The organism is Colwellia sp. KU-HH00111, assembly GCF_040362745.1.
Lineage (GTDB): Bacteria > Pseudomonadota > Gammaproteobacteria > Enterobacterales > Alteromonadaceae > Colwellia.
This window is the reverse complement of the sequence record NZ_BAABWO010000005.1, coordinates 47,824-69,046: the sequence shown is the minus strand read 5'-3', so window position 1 is coordinate 69,046 and position 21,223 is coordinate 47,824. Positions and strand designations below refer to the sequence as shown.

Below are 21,223 nucleotides of genomic sequence, written 5' to 3'. Positions count from 1 at the left end.
ATAATGGTCTTTTTGCCCACTTTTATTGCATAAAGGGTGACATAGCGTTACCTTTATCTTTAAGCGTGTTCTTATCTATGATGTTGGAATATTCCTCTCAAATGAAGCAAAGTAACCAAAATATCAAGCCAAGGCAAACCGGTAGTGCATTAATGATGTCACTTTTTGTGATGGTTATTCTTATTTTACTTGGCGGAGCTTTAATGAAAGCGTTGTCAAGTAGCAGCGAAGCAATCGCACAAGAGGTCATAGGCACCCGTGCTTATATGGCTGCAAACTCGGCAATGCAGGCGGAATTGCAAAAACTATTCCCATTAAATAATGGCACATCTCAGTGTAATGCATCTCCACCTCCTTATGATTTTTCTTCAACAGGCAGTAATGTTGACGGCTTATATCATTGTAAAGCAACCACTAGCTGTACGCACTATGCAACTCACCCAACCACAGGTGAAAAATTTTATCGTTTAACCAGCACAGGAAAATGCGAAAGTTCCGCATTAGCTGACGATAGTAAAGCGGTTGTGGTCAGTAGTAGAAAAATTCAAGTTGAAGCGAGGGATTTATAAATGATGCTTCGTCTTATTATCGTCCATATACTCTTGTTTTTTGTGCATGTTAACGTCCAGGCTCAGGTTGTGGCTAATTACCGCTTTGATGACTGTAAATACACAGGTGCCAGCGCTGAAGTGCTGGATCAAACAGGCACATATTCGGCAACCAGTTACGGCTCAATGAGCACCTTCACACCAGGTAAGATTGCCCTAGCAGCAAATATTTCCAGTGAATTTCATCATATTGAAACAGCTATTCCATTATCTAATCAGTTTAGTGTCAGTACTTGGTTTAAAAAACCAACCAGTACTAGCGACAGTCCCTATTTTGTTTTAGGTGCGATGCAAGCAGGAGGAGATCTACTTTATTTAGATCGTGGTAATGGCTGGCGATGGGGGGTGTACAATGCTAGTACTGGCGCGATTAATGGCACTTACTCCTTTGCGGGGCTAAATAATGATTGGCACCACATGACGTTAGTGTACAACGCCGGACAGACGCAATTATACATTGACGGTACACTACAAGATACAGTCAATAGAGCACCCTCCGGCACGCTAAAATATATCGGCACTTCTTACGATGGCGTTAGCAGCAGCAACCCCCAAGGCTTTCGGGCACCGTTAGATGAATTTATTGTGTTTGATAATGCCCTTACGCCAGCTGAAGTGGCAGATATTTATAGCTATCAATTTATTGAGAAAAATTATGATGGCAGTAGTCGTGCTGCCGTGAGCTGTTCAAACATTATTGCAGAATATCGTTTTGATGAAACTGAATATTCAGACACCCCAAATGAAATTATTGATAGCGTTGGTGGTTTTAATGGTCAAGCCCGGTTTAGTCAGCCAATTGAAGGCGGAGTGGTGTGTAATGCCCTTGATCTCAGTGCCAGTGGTACTTCAGATTATGCTATTATCGATAGCAGTTTAGTTGACGGAAAAACCGATTTTACTGTGTCGTTGTGGGTACAAAGCGGAAAAACCGCGAATCAAAGTATTTTATCCGGTGCAGGCAGCAATAATAATGAAATGTTGATGTGGTTTATTGATCATGACACCTTTAGACCTTATCTTAAAAACAGCGCTAATGGCGATATGAGTACAGCGACTATTGCCGATAACTTATGGCACCATCTCGTCTGGACACGGCAAGGCTCGCAAAGTTGTTTATATCAAGATAATGCATTGAAAGGTTGTGTTACTCAATCGGCTCAGGCATTAAGTGTGCAAAGCCTTGTGCTAGGGCAAGAACAGGACAATGTTGGTGGCGGATTTGATAGCTCGCAAGCATTTGAGGGATTGATTGACGAGGTATTGATCTTTGATGGCGCTATTTCAAGTGCTGAAATAGACGTAATTTACGACAATCAGTCTAACGGTTTTGGTTATGATGGCAGTTCAAGAACCTGTCCTCCACCGCCTCCCATCACCCCACCAATACTCGATTTACATTTCGATGAAAACGATTGGTCTGGAGCTGATTCTGTTCTTGACAGTAGTGGCAATGATTTTCATGCTAATTCTACTAATGTTGCTCCCGCACTCGGCAAAGTATGTAACGCTGCAGATTTGACAGTTGCTGGGGTAAATGATTATATCACCTTGGATAAACGCGCATTAGATGGTCGCAATAAATTTTCAATCTCCTTGTGGTATAAAACCCCAAAAACAGGCAATCAAAGTATTATTTCAGGCTCAAACCCTAGTAGCTTTAATGAGCTGATTATGTGGTTTACCAGTAATACCCGTTTTAGCCCTTTTCTACATGAAGGGACCAAAAGTATTACCACTGGGACTATCGGTGATGATGAGTGGCATCACTTGGTGTGGACACGCTCTGGAAGCACTAACCTTTTTTATCGTGATGGGGTTTTGCAACCTGGCAGCGCGGCCTTATCATCACAAACACTAGATATTAGCAGTTTAATTTTAGGACAAGAGCAAGATAACCTAGGTGGCGGTTTTGATAGTTCGCAAGCTGTAGAAGGCTTAGTAGATGAACTACTTATTTATGATAGAGTGATTTCCGGCACTGAAGTGAATGAGATCTTCGGCTTTCAAAAAAATGGTTTTAATTATGACGGTAGCGATAGAGTGTGTCCGCCACCGCCCCCTATTACACCGCCAATAGCCGATATTAGATTTGATGAAGATGATTGGTCATTACCTAATTCTGTGCTAGATAGTAGCGGTAATGACTTTCATGCTACAGCTACCAATGTTTCTCCCGTAGTAGGAAAAGTATGTAATGCGGCAGATATGACAGCATCAGGTATTGGTGACTACATTACCTTAGATAGTAGCGTACTAGATACCCGTAGTAATTTTACTATCTCCTTGTGGCTAAAATCACCTAAAACTACTAACCAAAGTTTACTTTCAGGCTCGAATGCCAGTAGCTTTAATGAGCTAATTATGTGGTTTACTAATAGCACTCGATTTAGCCCATTTTTGCACGAATCAACAAAAAGCATCACCACATTAACCATTGGTGATGATGAATGGCATCATTTGGTTTGGACCCGTGCTGGCACACTCAATAAATTTTATCGCGATGGTGTATTACAAACAGGAAGCGCGGCACTATCAGCAGAGGCGCTGAGTATTACCAGCTTAATTTTAGGACAAGAGCAAGATAACCTTGGGGGCGGTTTTGCTAGCTCACAAGCGGTAGAAGGGATTATTGACGAACTATTAGTGTTTGATAGAGCCATACCTGCCAGTGAAGTTGATGCTATTTTTAAATTCCAAACTGACGGTTTTAACTATGATGGCACCGTTAGAAACTGTGAAGCACAAATAGTATTAGATATGCATTTTGATGAAATTGCATGGACGGGAGCTGCCGGTGAAGTAATTGACCAAACAGGAAACTTTAATGGCCAAGCCAAAGGTGGGGTAACTACAGCGAATAGTTCGCCGGCACTATCAGGTAACCCAGGTACTTGCCGTTATGGTGAGTTTGACGGTATTGATGATTATGTGGAAATTGGTGATGCGCCAGAGTTAGATTTATTAACAGAGTTGTCAGTAGCCACATGGATTAAGCCCGAAAGCATTCCTTCATCAGGTCTTAAAACTATACTATCTAAAGATGAAAATTATGAATTTCATCTCAACTCCTCAGGTGAAATTTTCTGGTGGTGGGGTACCAACTCTTTTAGTACGGTTGGCGCCGGTATTAGTGCAGGAAATTGGTATCATGTGGCGATTACCTATAAAAGTGGTAAGCAGTCAATTTATGTAAATGGTGTTGAAAAAGGCAGCAGAGCTTTTACAGGTAATTTACCGTTAAATAATGACCCTTTACAAATAGGGCAAGACCAAGGTTATGCTGGGCGTTATTTTCACGGTTTGATTGATGAAGTCAGCCTTTATTCCAATGCACTGAGTGCCACTGACGTTAATGATATTTATCTAAAAACCCACCCCTGTATCAGTTATTTAGATCATTTTGAAATTACTCATGATGGTCAAGGGCTTACTTGTGAAGAAGAAACGATTACCATCAAAGCCTGTGAAGATGCCGCTTGTACGACTTTAAATACTGATACTCGCATAGTACAACTAGCAGTTAATGGTACACCCAATAAATCAGTTACAGTCACAGGTGGAACAGTTACTACCCAGTTTGCTTACACCAATGTTGGTATTGCAGCGCTCAGTTTAGATCAAAGCTATCAATGTAAAGATGATAGCTCTACCGCCAGCTGCGACGTTTTGTTTGCTAGTGCTGCTTTTAGGTTTTTATACGGTGCTACAGAAAGTAGCACCATAGACCATCAAGTCAGCGGCAATAACTTTAATGAAACAGTAAAACTGCAAGCCGTTGAAGATGTTAACGGTGTTTGTACCGGTTTATTTACTGGCAATAAAGACGTTGAGTTATCTCAACAGAATATTAACCCTGGCAGCAGCACGGGTCTTAATTTTAAAATTAATGGCGCCGCTACAGGTACGGCCATTGGTAAGTATCCATTGTATACGCCCAATATCACCCTTAATTTTGGTAGTGATAGCAAAGCAGTCATTCCTGCGCCAGTCTATTTAGATGCTGGTGAAATTCGTTTACGCGTTAAATATGATGATGGTGTGGTTAATTTAGAGGGTAAGAGTAATGATTTTTGGGTAAGCCCTGCTAAGTTACTGGTAAGCGCAAAATCAGCATTGGGTAGTGTCATTAATGGTAATAGCAATACATCAGCAACTATACATAAAGCTGGGCAAGCATTTGACTTCACCGTGACCGCAGTTAATGCTCAAAACAATGCAACCCTTAATTATTTACCTAATGATATTCAGTTATTGTTAACCAGAACTGCACCTACTGGTGGTATTAATGGTAACTTTAACTATGGAAATGGTGTTGTTGCTAGCAGCCTTACTCCCGTATATCAAAGTGTGTCATTAACGCCTTTCAACTCAGGTGTTTTTTCTACTAATAGCGCCATGTATTCAGAAGTAGGTTTACTCAATCTAGACCTACAAGATGTAAATTACGGTTTTGCTGGTAATACAATTGTTGGCGATGCCATTAACATTGGTCGCTTTACGCCGGCTTATTTTGAACAAAGCGTAGTTGCACCGGGTAGCCTTGATGCGGTTTGTAATCAAAATACCCCGTTTGTTTATACCGGGCAAACAGTAGTAGGTAATAATAGCAAAGGCGCCATATCATATTTAGTAAGCCCTGTGGTTGAGCTTACCGCTAAAAATGCACAAGGTGTTCCGACACAAAATTACACCCAACCAGGTTTTATGAAGCTAGTTGCTGCGGCGAATTTTATCGTTAAGCCAACTACCGATTCGCTTATAACCGGTAATGATGGTAATTTGTTACCCTTGACCAGCAATATCAATACTGGCACGGTCAGCCTTAATGGTCTAGTTAATGGTTTACCAAGCTATGGCATGGCCCTTGATCCCGGAGTGTTGCATTATGAGCTATCCACAGCAGATAATTTTTACTACCCGCGTAATGCTAATTCAGAAATTATTGCCCAAGACAACGATATCAATTTTTTAATAGACCAAACAAACTTCATTGATAGTGATGGTGTAGGGATTACCACGCCTGTTGATATAACTAATACAGCAGGGATTAATCTGCGCTTTGGTCGCGCCTACCTTGCTAATAGTTTTGGTCCTGAAACTGCTGATTTACCACAGCCATTTACGACCCAATATTTAAATACTAGTGGTCATTTTGTCACCAATGATCAAGATGATTGTACCAGTTTTGATAGCACTAAGATGACTTTGACCTCAGGCACTTTAAATAAAAGCTTTACAGGTGTTGACCCAAATTCAGGACAATTTGACAAGGGTAAAACTAACGTCATGTTCTTAACGGCACCAGGAGCAGGAAATCAAGGTTCTATCGATCTTGAATATGATATTGACGCTTGGCTGAAATATGACTGGTTTTGGGATGGTGTTAGCCCCAAAGTTTATACCGATAACCCAACCGCTACCGCAACCTTTGGTCAATTTCGCGGTAATGATCGAATTATTTATCAACGAGAAGTCAATAATTAGTTTATAAACCAAAATAAATGCTTGAATAAACCATGAAAAATAACCACCACAATAGAATTGGTTTCAATACTCAGGTATGATTGTTCGATCAATGATAGGCACTATATACAAGCTACTAATTAACTCGCATTTTCACAGGACATTTCGAGCTTATGTTTAAAAAATTACGCGGTATGTTTTCTAACGATTTATCTATCGATTTAGGCACAGCCAACACCCTTATTTACGTTAAAGATCAAGGTATCGTATTAAACGAACCTTCTGTGGTAGCTATTCGTCAAGACCGTTCGGGTGGCTCAAAAAGTGTGGCTGCTGTTGGTACAGCGGCGAAACAAATGTTGGGTCGTACCCCGGGTAATATTGAAGCCATTCGTCCGATGAAAGACGGGGTTATTGCTAACTTTTTTGTCGCTGAAAAAATGCTACAACATTTTATTAAACAAGTGCATAGCAATAATTTTTTACGCCCTAGTCCGCGTGTTTTGGTGTGTGTACCTTGTGGTTCAACTCAAGTAGAACGCCGTGCTATTCGTGAATCAGCGATGGGCGCAGGTGCACGCGAAGTGTATTTAATTGACGAGCCTATGGCGGCGGCTATTGGTGCAGGTATGCCTGTATCTGAAGCAACAGGCTCTATGGTTGTTGATATTGGTGGTGGTACCACCGAAGTAGGTATTATTTCTTTAAATGGTGTGGTGTATTCATCGTCAGTGCGCACTGGTGGTGATAAGTTTGATGATGCGATCATCAATTATGTTCGTCGCAACTTTGGTAGCTTAATTGGTGAAGCAACGGCTGAGCGCATCAAGCATGAAATTGGCTCAGCCTATCCAGGTGATGAGCTCATTGAAATTGAGGTTCGGGGTCGTAACCTAGCCGAGGGTGTACCACGTAGCTTTACCTTAAACAGCAATGAAATATTAGAAGCCTTGCAAGAGCCATTAACAGGCATTGTTAGTGCCATTATGGTGGCGTTAGAACAATCTCCACCAGAGCTTGCATCAGACATTTCTGAACGTGGTATGGTACTAACTGGCGGTGGCGCATTGCTGAGAGATTTAGATCGTTTGTTAATGGAAAAAACCGGTATTCCAGTTGTAGTTGCTGATGATCCACTGACTTGTGTTGCTAGAGGCGGTGGTAAAGCCCTTGAAATGATTGATATGCATGGGGGCGACTTATTCTCTTACGAATAAAATTGCTGCATCTTCTTTGTTATTTAGCTTGATTACGGCGTCAAAAGTACTCATTGACTAACGTCAACTCCGTGCTTTTTCCTTGTACTAAAGTTAAATTCCTTCGAAGATTCTATCAATTTGTTAAAAGAGAATAGATGAATATAATTCGTAATTAAAAGCTCGTAACTGGTTTTCTATGAACCCAATTTTTAAACAAGGTACATCGCCACTGCACCGACTTGTTTTGGTGCTGTTTTGCTCGGCCTTATTAATTTTTTTCGACCATAAGATGGCAAGCTTTGAGACATTTCGAGGCTATCTTCAATCCTTGGTTAGTCCTTTGCAATATCTGGCAAATACACCTAAGCAGGCGATGACTTGGGCATCGGAAAATATCACCACGCATCGACGGCTATTGGCAGAAAATCAGCAGTATCGTTTAAATGAGCTTCAGTTTCATGAACAAACCATGCAACTAGAGATAATTAAACAAGAGAATGACCGATTACGCTCTTTACTTGCCTCACCCCTTCGCAGTGAATTAAAAAAAATGGTGGCAGAGACTTTATCTGTTGATAGTGATCCCTATAGTCACCAAATTGTGATTAACCGAGGGGCTGGTGATGGCGTGTACGAAGGACAACCCGTGATTGATGCTTTGGGCGTGGTCGGACAGATATTACATGTAGGACAAACCTCATCAAGGGTTATTTTAATAACTGATATTTCCCATGCAGTGCCTGTGAGGGTTAAACGTAACGGGCTTAGATTACTTGCTGCTGGCAGTGGACACATCGATCGCTTAAATCATAACTTTGTCTCGCAAAGTGCAGACATAAAAGTGGGTGATGTCCTCGTTACTTCTGGTTTGGGAGGCAAATATCCAGAAGGGTACCCTGTTTCAACTGTGTCTTACGTTAGCAATGATGAATCAAGAGAATTCGCTCGGGTATACAGCACCCCCATAGCATTAATTGATAGGTTACGGTATTTGTTACTGTTATCAAATGAAGAGCCAATGAGTATCTTTGCTCCTAAAAGCCAAAAAGTAGCGGATGATCCAATGAGAGAAGTCCCGAACAGCACTAACAAAGCAGCGGAGCGTCATTAATGCTGTCTCATAATGGTATTATTATTTTATTTACATTACTGATTGCAGTAATGGCGAGCATTATGCCGCTACCGTTGAGTGTTGATGTATTTAGACCCGATTGGGTGTTAATTGTGTTAATGTATTGGTGTATGGCTTTACCGGGCAGGGTCAACATTATCACGGCTTGGGTGATGGGTTTTTTATTAGACGTACTACTTGGCTCAGTGTTAGGGGTTCATGCTGCGGCAATGGCGATAGCCATTTATATTGTGGCAGAGAATTTTCAAAAAATTCGTAATTTTTCTATTTGGCAACAAGCGCTTATTACTGGAGTGTTAGCTGCTTTATATCATTTAGTGGTGTTTTGGTTACAGCGATTTTTAATTGATGCAACGTTTCTTTCGAGCTACTTATACCCAGTAATTAGCACTATTATCTTGTGGCCTTGGGTATTTTATTTATTACGCAAAGTACGTCGACATTTTTCAATTAAGTAGTAAATGTATAAAATTTACATGGATAACTATGAAACAACTTATTCTCGCTTCACAATCGCCTCGTCGAAAAGATTTGCTAACACAATTAGGTTATCAATTTACCGCTCAAAGCCCCGATATAGATGAAACTTTAGCTGACAATGAAAGTGCAAAACACTACGTGTTAAGGCTGGCGCAGCAAAAAGCCCAAACCATTTATTCAACATTGACGCCGTCGCAACAAGCACAAGCAGTTGTCCTTGGCTCAGATACAAGTGTAGTGATCGCCGGTGAGGTTTTGGGAAAGCCTCAAAATGAAGCTGACTGTATTCAAATGCTGATGCGCCTTGAAAATAAGCAGCATCAAGTTATGACAGCAATTGCTGCTGTATGCCAAGATCATCTTAATAAAACCGAACTAGTGAGTAAGTTAGTGGTCACACAAGTTAACTTTAAAGCCCTAACGCATGATGAAATAAAACGTTATTGGCAAACAGGAGAACCGTGTGATAAAGCAGGCTCTTACGCCATTCAGGGGATAGGTGGTCAATTTGTGACTACAATTAAAGGGAGTTACTCGGCAGTTGTTGGCTTACCCTTATATGAGACCGCGCAATTGCTGGAGCAATTCGGTTTACCAACTAGTATCAACCAAGGATTAATATAATATGAGTAGTGAGTTATTAATCAATGTTACACCAAGTGAAACGCGCGTAGCGTTAATTGAACATGGCTCTTTGCAAGAAGTGCATATTGAGCGTGAATCAAAGCGCGGTATTGTTTCCAATATTTATTTGGGGAAAGTCATTCGGGTATTGCCGGGGATGCAAGCGGCTTTTGTTGATATTGGCTTAGATAAAGCTGCTTTTCTGCATGCCTCAGACATTAACTCAAAACTAATTTTAAAAGAAGAAGTGGATCAAGTACCGGATATTCGTGCATTAGTGCATGAAGGGCAATTGTTAATGGTGCAAGTGGTGAAAGACCCACTTGGTACAAAGGGGGCGCGTTTAACAACAGATATTACTATTGCTTCTCGATATTTGGTATTAATGCCTAATGCTAGTCATGCTGGTATTTCACAGCGAATTGAAGACGTGAAAGAACGCAAACGGTTAAAAGATATTGTTAGTCCGTATTGTGATGATGAACAAGGTTTTATTGTACGAACGGCAGGTGAAGGTGCTGGTGAAAAAGAGCTAAAGCATGATGCAGAGTTTTTACGGCGCGTATGGAAAAAGGTGCAAGAACGTAAACAGCGCAAGCAAGTTAATATGCCTCTCTATCAAGATTTGTCGTTATCGTTACGGGTGTTAAGAGATTTTGTTGGTGTTGAGTTTGAGCGTATTCGCATTGATTCAAAACTGACTTTCGAACAGTTAGTCGAATTTACCGAAGAATTTGTTCCAGAATTAACGCACGTCATGGAATATTACCCAGGTGAGCGACCTATTTTTGATTTATTTTCCGTTGAAGTTGAGATACAACGAGCCTTGCAACGTAAAATTGAATTAAAATCAGGCGGTCACTTGGTGATAGATCAAACCGAAGCTATGACCACTATTGACATCAATACTGGGGCGTTTGTTGGTCACCGTAACCTTGAAGATACTATTTTTAGTACAAATATTGAAGCCACTCAAGCCATTGCTAGGCAGCTAAGGTTAAGAAATTTAGGCGGCATTATCATTGTAGATTTTATTGATATGCACAATGAAGATCATAAGCGTCGCGTACTCAGTAGCTTAGAAATGGCAATGTCAAAAGACAATGTTAAATTTAGTGTTCATGGCTTTTCTTCATTAGGTTTAGTTGAAATGACACGTAAACGTACTCGTGAGAGCCTAGAGCATGTGTTATGTGATGAATGTCCAATTTGCACTGGTCGTGGTAACCTAAAGACTGTAGATACAGTGTGTTTTGAAATATTGCGTGAAATTGTTCGGGTAAATCGAGCTCACGATGCCGATAAGTTTATTGTTTATGCGTCTTCTGCGGTGAGTGATTTTTTAGTCAATGATGAATTTGATAGTTTAGCTGAAGTTGAAGTCTTTATTGGTAAATCAATCAAGGTGCAAACCGAGCCGATGTATTCACAAGAACAATTTGATGTCGTAATGATGTAGATTAACGCTATACCTTTGCAGGAAAGAACAGATTAATGACCATTGCAAGTGTCTCTAACCGTTGGCTGAACCGCCTTTATAAAATACTCGCGATTATGCTGGTATTGTTGGCGGTGTTGATCAGTGCGTTTCGTTTGCTGTTACCTTATGTTGAAAATTACCGGCAAGACTTTCAACAATATATCAATAATAGCAATCAAACCAATATCGTTATTGGTGGCTTAGGTATGAGCTGGCAGCGCTCTGGCCCCACATTAATAGCCAAGCGAGTGACGTTAATTGACACCCAAGATGCTTATGTTTATATCGACCATTTGGAGGTCCAAGTTGATTTTTGGGCAACCTTATCAACCCAGCAATTAATTTCGAGTAATTTGCTACTTGAAGGGGCGGTAGTTACTTTAGAACAAGGTGTTTGGCATGGGGTAAATGATAATAACAAGGGCGATCCAAGTGCTCAATCCTCTGATTCGCAGCTTGATGGTTTTCAACGAATTACTGATATCTTCTTAAATCGTATAAATCGCTTTTCTTTGATCAATAGCCAAGTTTCAATAGAAAACAAAGCACTCGAGCGAAAATTCCGGATTAACAGCTTAAACTGGCTTAATACCAATAAGCGCCATCAAGCACAAGGTGATATCACCGTTGATGAAATAAGCTCGAATAACCTCAGTTTAAAAATAGATATGGCTGGTGAGTCAATTGATGAACTCATCGGCATGATGTATATCGAAGCTAACCACCTCGATATTACCCCTTGGTTAGATAGCGTATTAGCCATTGATAACAATAAAACCAAAACGGATATCGGCTTTTCAACCTGGTTGACCATAAATAATGGCGGTATCGAACGTTTACAACTTGCTTTGCATGATAATTTTATTAGTTGGCAAGGTAAAAGTAATATGAAAAGCAAATTGAGCGGTGAGCCACATAGCCTAAACTCAAGTGCAGCTCAGGTATTAATGGTTAAAGGGAAAGAACCGTCAAGTTTCAAGTTATATACCACACCACTTAAATTACAATTTGACCAACAAAAAGAGCAAGAATACATTGTTCAGATGAATAAAACCTCTGCAGCGCTGTCACTCTATTTATCAAGATTTGACCTTGCCTTAATCAGCCAAGTCTCTCCTTTATTTAAGGGGGCGAATAGCACACACAAACTGCTTTCTGAACTAGATATTAGCGGCCAAGCGGATGGAATTTACGTTAAAAAAACGGCAACAGACATTCAAGCTTTAGCGAGTTTTACTGAAACGTCAAGCCATTATAGTCAAGGCATTCCCGGCATTGATAACTTGTCAGGCACCATAAGTTTTGCTGACAATAACTTGCAGGTAAACTTAACTGCAACGCAAGGAGCATTAGATTTTAATAAGCACTTTAGTGCACCTATCGCTTATCAATCACTCGCGGCATCAATCGGTTTATCTGTTGCTGAACACGGATGGCAGCTGCAAGTAAACGATTTGAACTTGACCTCTGAAGAGTTAACACTTGATGCTGATTTTGCAATTGAGTCAGCTAAAGATCAACAAGCAACAATAGCGCTGTTGGCTAATATTACAAAGGGTGATGCCAGTAAAGCAGGGCACTACTATCCACTTACTACCATGAGTGGTGATCTAGTGGAGTATTTAAATGGCGCTTTATTAGGCGGCACCATAAGCCAAGCGCAAGTGTTACTTAATGGCCCATTAGCTAACTTTCCGTTTAAGGATAACTCTGGTGTGTTTGTGGTTGATGCCGAACTTGTTAATTCAAGGTTTAAATTTAGCAATGAATGGCCTGTCATTGAAGATTTTTCCGCTAATTTGAATTTTACTAACAACAGCATGTTAATTACCGGACGGGCCGGCCAGTTGAGTCAGCTTAATGTCAGTGGTGTGCAAGCGGCAATTGATGATTTAGCTACTGAGGCAGTACTTACGGTTGATACCTTGATAGAGCCGTCGTCAGCAAAAAATGTTGCTCGGTTAATGGCACAAAGTCCACTGAAAAAAAGTGTCGGCCAAGTATTAGAGCAATTACAAATTAACGGTGATGTTCGTGGTGAGTTTCATTTAACCTTACCGTTAAAAGCGAAAGAAAAAACGCTGGCTCGTGGTTTAATTCACTTTAACGATAACCATATGTCGTTGCAAACGCCTCGAATGAATTTTGCGCAAGTTACCGGACAATTACGTTTTGAAAATGATAAAATTTCAACAAAAAACTTATCATTATCTTGGCAAGGTTTGCCGTTAACTTTGGACGTCACAGGTCAAGATTTTACTGATTACTATGGCACGAATATCGAGTTAGCCGCTGATTGGCAAAAGGATATGTGGTTGCCACATATCTCTTCTGAGTTAAAGCAGTATGTTGACGGCCCACTTCAGTTGCAAGGCAAGTTGGCAATGTTTCAACATCATAGTGGTGGATTTTCCTATCAATTTACAGTGGACTCTGATTTAGCCCAAGTCGAACTAAAATTGCCAACACCCTATAATAAGCTGCCACAATCCAAGGTGCCACTGACTATTGAAGTCAATGGCCAACTTGAACAATCAACCTTTAATGCCACTTATGGCGAGCAGTTAAGCTTTTTCGGTGTTTTAGCGCACGATACTAGTCATTTCTCCCGTGTTCATGTTGTCCTTGGTAATGAAAAAATGCTGTTACCTATGGATGGTTTTCATATAACGACCAATCTTGAACAGGCGGATGTCAGTGTATGGCAACCTTTAATCTCTGATATCATTAGTAGTGTTGCTGTTGATGAACAATCTGCGTCCAATAGCAATAGTGTGCAACAACCTATATTTTCGAAACCTGAACGTATTCGTGGCACGATTGGTCAATTAGAATTATTCGGGCAAAATTTACATAATGTATCATTTAATTTGTTAGACAAAAAAAATTGGTGGTTATTAGAGTTAAATGCCAAAGAAACCCGTAGTCAAATTAAGTTTTACCCAGATTGGCTTGAGCAAGGGCTAGACATTAATGCAGATTTTATCCAGTTAACTAGAGCAGAGCTTGACGAGGTTAAAAATCAATCGGCACAATCAATAAATGAACAAAGCGCTTTATTGCTAAACGACGATCAAGTGTTTGCTAATATGCCGAAAATGAATTTTCTTTGTGAACGCTGCCAAATTGATAATATCAATTTAGGAAAAGTCGCTTTTTCCTTACTGCACAGTGATGAAAACACCATCAAAATAGAACAATTTACAGCCAAACGTGAGCAAGCCGAATTGAATTTATCTGGTGTATGGAAAAAGACTGGGGCGGCATCAACCACAAGTGTTAATGGCAGGTTAGCTTTAAACAATATTGAATACGAATTAGAGCAGCTAGGCTACGGCTCGATCATTCGCGATAGTGGTGGCAAACTTGCTTTTGATCTGAATTGGCAAGGTGGGCCGCACGAGTTTGATTTTAGCGCTTTAAATGGTGAGATCAATGCAAAAATAGATGATGGGTATTTAGCCGAAGTTAGTGATAAAGCGCGGATATTTTCGGTGTTAAGTCTACAATCAATAGTTAGAAAGCTAGCGCTAGATTTTCGAGATATTTTTAGTGACGGCATGTTTTATAAAGATATCAAGGGTGATTATCATATAAAGGAAGGGGTGTTATATACTGATAATACCCGAATGAAAGGCTCCGCTGGTGATTTATTCATCCAAGGTAACACCAGTTTTGTAACCAATATGCTTGATTATAAGATGTCTTATAAACCTAATTTAACGTCAAGCCTACCAGTATTAGCTTGGATCGCAACTTTAAATCCTGTGGTGTTTTTAGCGGGGGTGGCAATCGATCAAGTGATCACCTCTAAAGTGGTTTCAGAGCTTAATTTTGAGTTAACGGGCAGTGTTAGCGAGCCAAACTTTAAAGAGGTCAACCGTAAAAGCCGTGATGTCAGTGTTGGACGTTCTAAGCCACCTGAGTTTGTCGACACTAGTGATAACTCAACGTTATTGCAACCAGATACACCAAAAAACAAATCATTTAAAGAGTTCAACGAATGATAAAACTTAGCGCTATTCAACTAAATTCCAAAGCAAATGTTGAACATAACCTATCTGTTATCGCAGCACAGTTAGCAAGATTAACCAGTGAAGTTAGTGCTGACACTATTGAGCACCTGGTGGTTTTGCCTGAGTGTTGTTTGTTTTTTGGTGCTAATGATAAGGCGCAATTGCAACTGGCAACTCAGTCGCAAGCGAATAATCAATTACAGCGTTCATTAAGTCAACTCGCTAAACAATACCAAGTAACCTTGATTGCGGGCACCATTCCTATATTGGCAGAAAGCGAGGAGAAGTTTACTAATAGCAGTTGCGCCTTTAGCCCAAAGGGTGAATTAATAGGTCGGTATGATAAAATCCACCTATTTGATGTTAATGTAGATGATAATTCAAAAAATTATTGTGAATCACGCTTTACCCAAGCAGGACAAAGCCCTCGAGTGATAAATACGTCATTCGCCAATGTTGGCTTAACCGTGTGTTTTGATGTACGCTTTGCGCATTTATACCAAACATTGACACGTATGGGAGCTGATATTATTACCGTACCTAGTGCTTTTACCCGAGTCACTGGAAAAGCGCATTGGCAAACACTACTGCAAGCTAGAGCGATAGAAAATCAAGTGTATATCATTGCTGCTGGGCAAGAAGGTGTCCATGAAAATGGCCGCGAAACATGGGGGCATTCTATGATTATTAGCCCTTGGGGAGAAATCTTAGCTTGCCTTGAACAAGGTGAAGGCAGCATTAGCGCTGACTTTATCCCAGAAGAAATTAACCGAATTCGAACAAGTATGCCTTTAAAGCATACCGCTGATACCTAACCTTAAGTTGAGTGATAAATGAATATTGTTGAACAAGCCTTATTAATCGATAGCCACATTGATGATGCTATTTTGTCTAACACGTTATCAAGTATCATGGGACATCAAGTTGATTTTGCTGATCTGTATTTTCAATCAAGCCAACATGAGTCATGGATGCTTGAAGATGGCATAGTCAAAGAAGGCTCTTATAATATTGAACGAGGTGTAGGCGTACGTGCTATTTCGGGCGAAAAAACAGGTTTTGCTTATTCAGATGATATTTCGCCACTGGCATTACAACAAGCCGCCGATGCAGCTAAAGGTATTGCTCATTCAGGGCAGGGTGGGCAAGTGCAAGCATTTAAGCGCCAATCACCCATCAAAATTTATCAAGCGGTTGAACCACTTGGCAGTTTAACTCAAGAGAAAAAAATTGAGCTGTTACATCAAGTAGAAGCACATGCACGGCAAATAGATAGCCGAGTAAGCCAAGTTATCGTTAGCTTATCGGGTGTCTATGAAAAAGTATTAGTCGCGGCAAGCGATGGCACCTATGGCACTGATATTCGGCCATTGGTTCGTTTGAATTGCTCGGTTTTAGTCGAAGAAAACGGTAAGCGTGAACGTGCTAGTGCAGGTGGTGGAGCCCGAACTGATTATAGTTATTTTTTCGAGTTAGAAAACAATGGTGCCGGTCAGAACAAACCACGTTATTTAGCCTACGCAGAAGAAGCGGTTAGACAAGCATTAGTTAATTTAGTGGCAGTTGATGCCCCTGCTGGAACCTTTCCAGTGGTACTAGGTGCTGGTTGGCCAGGAGTATTACTACATGAAGCTGTAGGTCATGGTTTAGAAGGTGATTTCAATCGCAAGGGGTCTTCAACCTTCTCAGGAAAAATTGGCACAAAAGTTTGCTCTGAACTATGTACTATAGTTGATGACGGAACCATTGCAGATCGTCGTGGCTCACTTAGTATGGATGATGAAGGGGTTGCGGGACAATACAATGTACTGATTGAAAAGGGTATTTTGAAAGGTTATATGCAAGACAAACACAATGCGTCATTGATGGGAGTAAAACCTACAGGAAATGGCCGGCGTGAATCGTATGCACATCTACCTATGCCACGTATGACCAATACCTATATGTTGGCCGGCGAGTCTAAACCAGAAGATATTATTAGATCGGTTAAAAAAGGCATCTATGCTCCCAATTTTGCTGGTGGGCAGGTTGATATTACCTCTGGTAAATTTGTCTTTACCAGTTCTGAAGCGTATTTAATTGAAAATGGTGAAATTACTACCCCAATTAAAGGGGCAACGTTAATTGGCAGTGGCCCTGAAGCAATGAAGAATGTGTCTATGGTAGGCAATGATCTTAAGCTTGATGCTGGTGTTGGTGTGTGTGGCAAAGATGGACAAAGCGTACCTGTGGGTGTTGGCCAGCCAACCTTGAAAATTGATGGTATGACGATTGGTGGTACGCAATAATCTCGGTTGTATTTTAATCAGAATAGGCGGAATAAATTCCGCATTATCTTGTTAGCTATTTTCTTTCAGGTAGGTAAATAAATTACGATAATGCTTACCTAATTTTTCTGCTTTTTTCTCTTTGGCTGCATGGCGAACCAGTTGTTTTAATTTTTGTCGATCTAGCGATTGAAATTCACTGAGTAGGGCTTCAACAGCGTCATTGCCTTGTTCAATCAACTCATCGCGTATACTTTCTAAGCGTTCAAATTTTGCCGTTGCTTGCTGATGTTTATTTTGCATTACATCAATGGCTTGATGAATGGGTGCTAAATCAGTTTCCAGTAATATTTTCGCAATATGGCGAATATGGCGACGCAAGGCTTCATGTTTGTTCTTTATTTTATCGGCAACAACCATGGCATCTTTTAAATCGTCACTTAATGGCAGCAGGGAGCGCTGATGCTTTGACATTTCCACCAAGGATTGCGCGAAGTCTTGCAATTGATGCATTTCTCGCTTTATTTCCGTTTTACTTTTTAATTCTTCTATTTCTGGTGTTAAGTCGTCGATATCGTTGGCTGACTGGGGCATAATAGTTGCTAATGTAAATGATATAAATATTACCTTTATTATAGCTTGAATTTAAATATGCAAAAACAGCTAAAGTTGATATTTTCAAACTAAAGTAAAAATAAGTAGATAAAATACTATGACAGCACAAAAGCAAGCCACGGATCCATTATTAACGCAACTTGAGCAAGTAAAAGATCGAGTGGCCAAAGTACTTGAATTAGCCAAATCATTAGGTGCAGATGGTGCAGAAGTTGCGATGAGCCGTCAACAAGGGCTTAGCGTGGGTACACGCCTTGGCGAAGTTGAAAATGTAGAATTTACCAATGACGGCGCTTTGGGGATCACTGTGTATCAACAAGGTCGTAAGGGAAGTGCATCAACCGCCGATTTATCTGAAAAAGCGTTAGCACAAGCAGTTGAAGCAGCGGTTAATATTGCAAAATACACCTCAGTGGATGATTGCTCTGGCTTGGCCGATAAAGGGCTGTTAGCGATGCAGGCGCAAGATTTAGACCTATATCATCCCGTAGCACTTAGTACCGAACAGGCAATAGAAATAGCTAAAGCCTGTGAAGTGAGTGCGTTAGAAAGCGATCAGCGCATAACTAATTCTGATGGTGCGAACTTAGATTGTTACTCTGGTTTTAAAGTTTATGGCAATAGCCATGGTCAATTGGTTGGCTATCCAAGCTCTCGACACAGCTTAAGTTGTGTGGTTATTGCAGGAAGTGATGATGATATGCAGCGTGATTATGCCTATGATGTTAATCGTGATTTCTCGTTACTTGAAAGCGGTACAAGCATAGGTAAAAAAGCGGCAACAGAAGTCATATCACGTCTAAATCCACAAAAATTATCAACAATGAAAGTGCCGGTACTATTTCGTGCCGATATTGCCAATACAATTTGGGGGCATTTTGTTGCTGCTATTAGTGGCGGAAATTTATATCGTAAATCCTCATTTTTACTTGATGCTATTGGTAAAGACATTTTTCCTGAGTTTTTATCTATCCAAGAGCGCCCACACATTCTTAAAGCGCTAGCTAGCAGTGCTTTTGACAGTGAAGGTGTGCTGACTCAGGATCGTGACATTATTACCCAAGGAGCTTTGCAAACTTACCTATTAACCAGTTACTCAGCACGTAAGTTAGGGCTTACTACAACAGGACATGCTGGAGGCATTCATAACTGGCAGGTTAATGATAAAAACATCACCAGTAAAGGTAATAAGGACGCTGATTTTGATGCGATGTTAAAAACACTAGGTACAGGTTTATTAGTTACAGAGTTAATGGGTCAAGGCGTTAATATCGTTAATGGTGATTACTCTCGTGGCGCTGCGGGTTTTTGGGTTGAGAATGGCGAGATTATGTACCCCGTCAGCGAAATTACCATTGCCGGTAATTTAGCTAAAATGTTTAAGGGTATTATTGCTGTTGGTACTGACGTTGATACCCATGGCAGTATTCGTACTGGCTCGATATTAATTGACGAGATGCAAGTTGCAGGGCAATAGATCTCTTCCTATAGTGTAGGGCGCAATTGAGTCAGATAAGGGGTAATAAATTACCCCCTACATTTATGTCAAAAACAGTGTCGCTGTACCTAAAAAGGCAAAAATTCCGACCACATCGGTAACGGTAGTGATGATAACACTACCGGCCAACGCCGGATCAATGTCAAGACGCTTTAATAATAATGGAATGGCCACGCCAGCTAAACCTGCAGCGGTCATATTCATTAACATAGCAAATGCAATTACTGCACCTAGCATTAAATCTTGTTTCCAAACACTGACGACTGTAGCGATCAGCAATGCCCAAATTAGGCCGTTGAGAAAGCCAATAGCGACTTCTTTATTTAATAATGCACTGGCATTTCTGTCACCAACATGCCCCAGTGCCATACCACGAATCACCAATGTTAACGTTTGATTACCCGCAACCCCGCCCATACTAGGTACTAACGAGTTGAGCACGGCGAGAATGGCCAATTGTTGAAAGATCCCTTCAAACATACTGGTGACGGCAACAGCAAGTAATGCGGTAATTAAGTTAACGCCTAGCCATAAAGAGCGTTGTTTGGTACTTTGAATAACTGGGGCAAAAGTATCGGCTTCATCGCCTAAACCCGCCATACTCATCATAGAGTGCTCGGCATCTTCACGAATAATATCAATGACATCATCAATGGTAATACGCCCTAACAAATGTCCGCCGCTATCGATAACGGGAGCCGAGAACCAATCGTGTTTTTCAAACAGTTGTGCAACTTCATGTTCGTCCAGATCTGCTTGAACCGCTTCAATTTCAGCATTGATCAAATTAGAGATAATTACTTGAGGATTAGCGGTAATAATGGCAGCTAGTGATACCGCCCCTATAAAGCGATTATTACGGTCTACTACATAGAAGGAGTCAGTGGCTTCGGGGAGTTGACCTTTAAGGCGTAAATAACGTAAAACAACATCAACACTGACCTCTGGGCGCAGAGTGATGGTATCCGTATTCATGATACCGCCAGCGGTATCTTCACCGTAAGATAAAGCGGCTTCTACGCGGCTTCGATCTTGCGAGTCCATTGACTTAAGTACTTTTCTATAAGCACTATCGGGCAGTGTACGCAATACTTCAGCAAGATCATCAACATCCATGCCTTCGGCAACAGCGGCCAGTTTTTCAGGCTCTATGCCTTGCAAAATGCCTTTTCGAACTTCTTCATTTAGCTCTTCAAGTACATCACCATGGTATTCAGCATCGATCAGTTGCCATAATACCGGACGGCTTTTGGCGGGCGAGGATTCTAGAAAAAGTGCTAAGTCATAAGCCGACATGTCTTGGAGTAATTTACGCACATAGACGAACATGCCGCTTTCAAGGGCTTCGTTAACTTGATGCAGTCTTTGCTGAATATTGTCTTGTTCTATCATTTCAGGCATAAGAATATCACTTGAAAGTTGGCGTAAGAATTTTCTGAAATAGTACTAAGTCATTATAGACTATAGTAAGTTTATCGTAACTTTGAATTTAAATCAGTTTTTTTGCGGCGCAGAGAAGAATTATTCATCTTCATCAAATTTATCAGAAATCAGCTGACTTATTGCTTGTAAAGCTGCGTTGGCATCTGGGCCTGTTGCGGTTACTTTAACCACTTTTCCTTGTCCTCCGGCTAATAGCATGATTGCCATAATACTGGCAGCATCTGCTTGTTTATCTTCTAGAGTTAAGGTGATTTTAGCGGAAAATTGTTGGCATAGTTGTGCCAGTTTAGTTGCTGCACGAGCATGCAGACCTAATTTGTTCACTATAGTTAATTCGCTGCTAACAGTTGTTGAATTGGCGTTTTGTATTAAAGTCATTATTTACTCAGGCGTTA

General features: G+C 40.7%; 14 protein-coding genes. 11 read left to right on the top strand and 3 right to left on the bottom strand.

What is annotated here, in order from left to right:
• Positions 1 to 101 precede the first annotated feature (101 nt).
• From ABXG98_RS10545 to tldD, 10 genes are all read left to right on the top strand, one after another.
• Positions 102 to 569 carry a hypothetical protein gene (locus ABXG98_RS10545; RefSeq protein WP_353538646.1) on the top strand — a complete coding sequence of 156 codons (468 nt, stop codon included), beginning with the start codon at positions 102 to 104 and terminating at the stop codon, positions 567 to 569.
• On the top strand, positions 570 to 6,095 hold the full coding sequence (locus ABXG98_RS10540; RefSeq protein WP_353538645.1) for a LamG-like jellyroll fold domain-containing protein: 5,526 nt from the start codon (positions 570 to 572) through the stop codon (positions 6,093 to 6,095).
• A gap of 152 nt (positions 6,096 to 6,247) precedes the next feature.
• Positions 6,248 to 7,291, top strand: a complete 1,044-nt coding sequence (locus tag ABXG98_RS10535; protein WP_353538644.1) for a rod shape-determining protein — start codon at positions 6,248 to 6,250, stop codon at positions 7,289 to 7,291.
• 178 nt (positions 7,292 to 7,469) lie between these two features.
• Positions 7,470 to 8,384, top strand: a complete 915-nt coding sequence (gene mreC / locus ABXG98_RS10530; RefSeq protein WP_353538643.1) for a rod shape-determining protein MreC — start codon at positions 7,470 to 7,472, stop codon at positions 8,382 to 8,384.
• Complete coding sequence (gene mreD, locus ABXG98_RS10525) at positions 8,384 to 8,863, top strand: rod shape-determining protein MreD (RefSeq protein WP_353538642.1); 480 nt, start codon at positions 8,384 to 8,386, stop codon at positions 8,861 to 8,863. The genes mreC and mreD overlap by 1 nt, the downstream gene beginning before the upstream one ends.
• A 28-nt stretch (positions 8,864 to 8,891) precedes the next feature.
• Positions 8,892 to 9,509: a Maf family protein gene (locus ABXG98_RS10520; RefSeq protein WP_353538641.1), complete on the top strand. Its 618-nt coding sequence runs from the start codon at positions 8,892 to 8,894 to the stop codon at positions 9,507 to 9,509.
• A 1-nt stretch (position 9,510) separates the two neighbouring features.
• Entirely contained in the window at positions 9,511 to 10,968 is a 1,458-nt protein-coding gene (gene rng, locus ABXG98_RS10515; protein ID WP_353538640.1) for a ribonuclease G, read from the top strand.
• Positions 10,969 to 11,003: 35 nt separating this feature from the next.
• Positions 11,004 to 14,996 carry a YhdP family protein gene (locus tag ABXG98_RS10510; RefSeq protein WP_353538639.1) on the top strand — a complete coding sequence of 1,331 codons (3,993 nt, stop codon included), beginning with the start codon at positions 11,004 to 11,006 and terminating at the stop codon, positions 14,994 to 14,996.
• On the top strand, positions 14,993 to 15,820 hold the full coding sequence (locus tag ABXG98_RS10505; protein ID WP_353538638.1) for a carbon-nitrogen hydrolase family protein: 828 nt from the start codon (positions 14,993 to 14,995) through the stop codon (positions 15,818 to 15,820). Before ABXG98_RS10510 ends, ABXG98_RS10505 begins: the two co-directional genes overlap by 4 nt.
• Positions 15,821 to 15,838: 18 nt before the next feature.
• Entirely contained in the window at positions 15,839 to 17,293 is a 1,455-nt protein-coding gene (gene tldD / locus ABXG98_RS10500; protein WP_353538637.1) for a metalloprotease TldD, read from the top strand.
• Positions 17,294 to 17,344: 51 nt separating this feature from the next.
• On the opposite strand, the gene yjgA is transcribed toward tldD, so the two are convergent.
• A complete protein-coding gene (gene yjgA / locus ABXG98_RS10495; protein ID WP_353538636.1) occupies positions 17,345 to 17,866 on the bottom strand; it encodes a ribosome biogenesis factor YjgA in 522 nt (173 codons plus the stop codon).
• A 118-nt stretch (positions 17,867 to 17,984) separates the two neighbouring features.
• Between yjgA and pmbA the strand changes: the two genes are divergently transcribed.
• Entirely contained in the window at positions 17,985 to 19,364 is a 1,380-nt protein-coding gene (pmbA, locus tag ABXG98_RS10490; RefSeq protein ID WP_353538635.1) for a metalloprotease PmbA, read from the top strand.
• 63 nt (positions 19,365 to 19,427) lie between these two features.
• On the opposite strand, the gene mgtE is transcribed toward pmbA, so the two are convergent.
• Complete coding sequence (mgtE, locus tag ABXG98_RS10485) at positions 19,428 to 20,786, bottom strand: magnesium transporter (RefSeq protein WP_353538634.1); 1,359 nt, start codon at positions 20,784 to 20,786, stop codon at positions 19,428 to 19,430.
• Between the two features lie 120 nt (positions 20,787 to 20,906).
• On the bottom strand, positions 20,907 to 21,206 hold the full coding sequence (locus ABXG98_RS10480) for an HPr family phosphocarrier protein (protein WP_353538633.1): 300 nt from the start codon (positions 21,204 to 21,206) through the stop codon (positions 20,907 to 20,909).
• Positions 21,207 to 21,223 lie beyond the last annotated feature (17 nt).